Below are 5211 nucleotides of genomic sequence, written 5' to 3'. Positions count from 1 at the left end.
TTACTAGCTCTTTTTACCTTTAGCTTAGTTTTTACTGCTTGTGGAGATGATGATGAAGCTCCTAGCTATGAGCTTTCTCTGTTTTTAGGCGAGTGGAAGCTTACAAATTCAACAGATCCTGACTATAAGTCATGTGAAAATGATCCACCAATACTCACAATAACTGAAAATAAACTAGATGTTGCCGTAATAGATACTTCTAATGGGTGTAATGCTGGAAGTGCATCTCTTGACTATACGTTTACCGGACAAGCTTTTACAACAACTGTATTCGGATTTGAAGTTGTATACAATATACAATCAGCTTCTGAAACAGAGTTTTCATGGAAGGATAATGCAGCTGGTTATACCGAAACTTATGTAAAGGTTAACTAAAATGACAAAGAAGAAGTTGCTTATAGTAACTTCTTCTAAATATCCCACTCATCATTAATGATGGTAATGGCGTGATGGGCTGTCAGGTCAAACTGACAAGGAACTACTGAAACATAGTTATTGGCTATCGCCCACTCATCATTATCTTCACCTTTGTCGTGATTAACAAAGTTGCCTGCCAGCCAAAAGTATCTTCTCCCATGAGGGTCAAATCGCTGGTCAAATTCTTCCTGCCATTTGGCGTTTGCTTGTCTGCAAATTTTCACTCCTTTTATATCTTCATTACGCTTTGGTGGAAAATTTACGTTTAAAGCGACACCTTTGGTAAGCCCCTTATCCAGCACCTGTTTGGCAATCTTCTTTACATAATCTCTGGTATGAGAAAAATCTGCGTCAGAAGAGTAGTCACATAAAGAAAAGCCGATAGCCGGTATGCCTTCAACAGCCGCTTCAATGGCTGCCGACATAGTGCCTGAGTATAAAACACTGATAGCGGTGTTGCTCCCGTGATTGATTCCTGACACTACGAGATCTGGCTTGCGATCTTTGAGTACAAAGTGTTTGGCCATCTTTACACAATCGGCCGGAGTGCCACTACATTCATAGGCTGTCACACCTTCAAAAATGTCAGTTTCTTCTAACCGCAGTGTATTACCTATCGTAATGGCATGCCCCATACCAGATTGAGGTCCATCTGGAGCAACAACAATTACATCGCCCAACTCCTTCATGATACCCACAAGGTTTCTAATGCCTTTCGCTGTTATACCGTCATCGTTAGATACAAGAATCAAAGGTTTTTTATCGGCCATAAAATTAGTCTTCGTATAGTGAATTGTAGTAAGAAACAATCTTTATCAGATCACCTCTACGGTCTGATCTGAGATGATTTGATTTGATAAATTTTTTAATTTCAGATGACTTTCTGCTCATAACACCTCTAAGCAAACTATTTTTCTTCCCATCAAATTGGATAATTCTCCCTTCATCGGTGAGGAAAAAATGTGTGAACACCAATTCCAGTCTGGTATAACTTCCAGCTACTGCCGATGGATAATTAGTGACCTGATACTCTATCGCCTCTCGGCCGAGGAGTGTCAGTTTTTTTCCTTCAAAAACCAGTTCAAATATTATGGGTGCCTGATAGTCTCCGGTAAGACCAAATGGCAGCGTGTAAAATTGTCGATAACGGTTAGACAGCTTATCGAAAATCTCAAAATGCAATAGTTTGCGAGCAGTGAATGTTTGAATTGTTCGTTGGTCGGTAGTGAACTGTACTAAATCAGTTTCCAGATCGTACTTAACTAAACCTGTTAAAGAATCACCTTGTGCCAGTACTACCTCACCTTCATGCCAAACTTCTGAAGGGAACTGCGCCCTTGCTGTGAACGCAGAAAAAACGATGAGTACAAGTACAAAAGCTCTCTTCACTTATGATTTATCTCTTAAAATTTGGTGGCCCATTTTATCACGCTTGGTCTGTAGATATTTTTCGTTATGCTTATTGGGCTCAATTTCTATCAATACGTTTTCTACAATTTCCAGACCATAACCTATAAGACCTACACGTTTTTTAGGGTTATTAGATATTAATTTTATTTTCTTAACACCCAGGTCTCTTAAAATCTGAGCTCCCACACCATAATCTCTTTGGTCCATTTCGAAGCCAAGCTTAGCATTCGCCTCTACGGTATCAAGTCCTTCTTCCTGCAATTTGTAGGCTCTCAATTTATTTACAAGGCCAATGCCACGCCCCTCCTGATTCATATAAATTACCACACCTTTGCCGGCTTTCTCTACCATTTCCATAGCGGCATGTAGTTGACCTCCACAGTCGCAACGGCATGAGCCAAATATATCTCCTGTCACGCATGAGGAGTGAACCCTTACCAGAACAGGTTCATCCGGCTCCCAGCTTCCTTTTGTAAGTGCCAGATGGTTATCACCTGTATTAGTTTGCTCGTAGGCTGTTAGTTTAAAATCACCGTAGTCAGTGGGCATATTTACTTTTTCCACGGCTCTTTTAATAAGGCTTTCTTTATCTACACGGTATTGAATTAAATCTTGAATAGAAACCAATTTCAATCCAAATCGCTCAGCAACTCCGACAAGGTCTGGTAGACGAGCCATCGTACCATCCTCATTCATTATTTCTACTAATACGCCCGCAGGCCTAAATCCTGCCAATCTTGCGAAATCGATAGCAGCTTCGGTGTGTCCTGCTCTTCGTAATACACCTCCCCTTTTGGCTTTGAGAGGAAAGATATGACCCGGCTTACCTAGCTCCTCAGGCTTGGTATCGGGGTCTGCAAGTGCTTTAATAGTTTTAAATCTGTCGTGGGCTGAAATTCCTGTGGTACAGCCATGACCAATGAGGTCGATTGATACTGTAAATGGGGTTTCGAAAGCTGCGGTATTTCTTCCTACCATCAACTCTAAGTCGAGCTCTTCTGCTCTATCTTCGATTATTGGCGCGCAGATAAGACCGCGACCATGTGTAGCCATAAAGTTGACAATGTCAGGTGTAATGCACTCAGCAGCACATATAAAGTCACCCTCATTTTCACGATCTTCATCATCTACTACAATGATTACTTTACCGTTTTTAATATCTTCAATTGCATCTTCGATGCTGTCAAGCTTTATGTTATTGTTATTCTCTGCCATGGATGATTTTTAGATGCACAAAAATAGTCTTTTATAAAGTACTATCTAAAACTGTACTGGTGAATCAACAATTTTTTTCTCAGAGATGTTCGCTTGTGTACTTATGCGATAAGAAAGTAAGGCATTTGTCACGAAGGGGACTAAAACAAAATATCCCTTGAAGACCTGGCTCCAAGGGATATATCGTTGTCTATAGTTGGCTTTATGATTCAATTATAGTGATATGCAGACAAATGGCAAACTAGCGTTAGTTAAGTTGCATATTTTACGGACGAAATGCATTTATTGCCGTTAAACTGCAAAATCAGCGGGTAACTACTATACCCAAGGCTTTCGCAATTTCCATTTCAGACTTTTTGAGCTCTGCATGTATCTTAAATAACTGATCCTGCTCTTCTTCCGAAGTAGCCACTTTAAGCTTAGCCATATTATCAGCAATCAATTTCTGTATAACTCTAAACTTAAGTCTAAGCACGTTACTTAAGACTACACTCTCAAGCACATCATCTTCCTCAGGTACAAAAATTTGAAATTTATCATTCCAGTTTGGGCTTACTTCCCAGCGCTCGGTCACCAGGTCTGCCACCTCTTTCTTTATTTCAGGAGACCCATTGGCAATCAAATACTGACTATCAACTACACGTCCCTCAGCCAATTGTTCTTTAAAAATATCAACGATCTCTTTATAAATAGGTGTGATAAAGCTTACATCTTCCAGCTCCTGAAGCAGGTAATTACATAATTTAAACTCCTCCTCAATATCGTTGAATCCATAATTGATTAAGATTCTCACACTTTCGCGTTCTTGCAGAGAGATGAGTTTATCATTATTTATTGGCTCTTTTTCAGTGTTTTGCTCAATAAAGGCTTCAATTGACGCACCTCTCTCCTCCTGTTGTCTTTTGGCTATATCAGATTGCTGACGCTTTTCCTTAAATAGAAGCTTGTTCATTTCAGCAAGCAGGATGGTCTCCTCAATATCTAGCAGAGAAGAAGACTCTTTAAGATAGACTGCTCGTTGCACAGGGTCAGGTATCTTGGCTATACTACCGACTATTTCCTTTATAGATGCAGCCTTTTTTATCGGGTCTTTAGAAGCCTCATCGGCATACAGGCCTGCCTTAAATTTGATAAAATCAACCGTATTGTCTGCTAAAAATTGCTTAAATGCGGTAGTACCCAACTTTTGCGAATAGCTGTCAGGGTCTTCACCTTCCGGGAAAACCACTGTACGCACATTCATACCCGCTTCAAGTATCATGTCGATACCTCTTAAAGAAGCTTTTAGACCTGCAGCATCACCATCAAAAAGAACGGTAATATTCTTAGAAAATCGGCTTATAAGCTTCACCTGATCCTCCGTAAGCGAGGTGCCGGATGAAGACACCACATTATCAATATCAGACTGATGGAGAGAGATAACATCTGTATACCCCTCTACCAGGTAGCAATTATCTTCTTTGCGAATGGCATGCTTTGCCTGATAGATGCCGTAGAGTATTTTACTTTTATGATAAACCTCACTCTCAGGAGAGTTGAGATACTTTGGCTTATCATCTTTCTTTAATGTACGCGCACCAAAACCAACAACTTTTCCGGATATATTGTGGATAGGAAAGATAACTCGTCCCCTGAAACGGTCATATTTCTTGTCTTCACTTTTTACAACAAGAAGTCCTGCTTTTTCCAGCAATTCCTCACTGTAAGCTTTAGATTCTGCCTCTTTATGCAGTGCACTCCACTCATTGAGGCTATAACCCAGCTCAAATTTATCGATGAGTTTTTCATTAAAGCCTCGCTCTTTAAAATAGCTAAGCCCTACCGAGCGCCCCTCATCACTTTGCTTAAGCTTCTCTTTAAAAAATTCGTTGGCGAAACTAAGGACTATGAATAAACTGTCTTTTTCATTTTGCTTTTCTGCCTGCTCATCAGATTGCTGCTCTTCAATAATCTCGATTCCGTATTTTTGAGCCAGGTGTCTTATAGCCTCAAGATAATTGAGACCATCATGCTCCATAATAAAGTTTATAGTATCACCTGATTTGCCACAGCCAAAGCATTTATAAATCCCTCTTTCCGGTGTGATAGAAAACGATGGGGTTTTCTCATCATGAAACGGGCAACAAGCCCAAAGGTACCTACCACTACCCTTTCGCCTCAGCGTTACAT

General features: G+C 40.2%; 5 protein-coding genes. 1 reads left to right on the top strand and 4 read right to left on the bottom strand.

Annotated features, from left to right (window positions below; translation table 11 throughout):
* Positions 1 to 375: hypothetical protein (locus tag E1176_RS20555; RefSeq protein WP_222933103.1), on the top strand; the 375-nt coding region annotated here is incomplete at its 5' end.
* Positions 376 to 410: 35 nt separating this feature from the next.
* Here the strand turns inward: E1176_RS20555 and surE are convergent.
* The 4 genes from surE to dnaG form a co-directional block, all read right to left on the bottom strand.
* Positions 411 to 1187 (bottom strand): 5'/3'-nucleotidase SurE, encoded by a 777-nt coding sequence (surE, locus tag E1176_RS06535; protein WP_155209801.1) that lies wholly within the window; start codon positions 1185 to 1187, stop codon positions 411 to 413.
* A gap of 4 nt (positions 1188 to 1191) precedes the next feature.
* On the bottom strand, positions 1192 to 1806 hold the full coding sequence (locus tag E1176_RS06530; RefSeq protein ID WP_155209800.1) for a hypothetical protein: 615 nt from the start codon (positions 1804 to 1806) through the stop codon (positions 1192 to 1194).
* Entirely contained in the window at positions 1807 to 3042 is a 1236-nt protein-coding gene (locus E1176_RS06525) for a bifunctional 3,4-dihydroxy-2-butanone-4-phosphate synthase/GTP cyclohydrolase II (protein WP_155209799.1), read from the bottom strand.
* Between the two features lie 304 nt (positions 3043 to 3346).
* A partial coding sequence (gene dnaG / locus E1176_RS06520) for a DNA primase (RefSeq protein ID WP_155209798.1) occupies positions 3347 to 5211 on the bottom strand: 1865 nt, incomplete at its 5' end.

Source organism: Fulvivirga aurantia, from assembly GCF_009711475.1.
Lineage (GTDB): Bacteria > Bacteroidota > Bacteroidia > Cytophagales > Cyclobacteriaceae > Fulvivirga > Fulvivirga aurantia.
Note: the sequence above shows the minus strand (reverse complement) of the source record. Positions and strands in the feature narration are given on the sequence as shown.

Excerpts from the sequence above, each read along its gene's own strand:
- E1176_RS06525 (WP_155209799.1), bottom strand. The coding sequence starts at position 3,042 with ATGGCAGAGAATAACAATAACATAAAGCTTGACAGCATCGAAGATGCA.
- surE (WP_155209801.1), bottom strand. The coding sequence starts at position 1,187 with ATGGCCGATAAAAAACCTTTGATTCTTGTATCTAACGATGACGGTATA.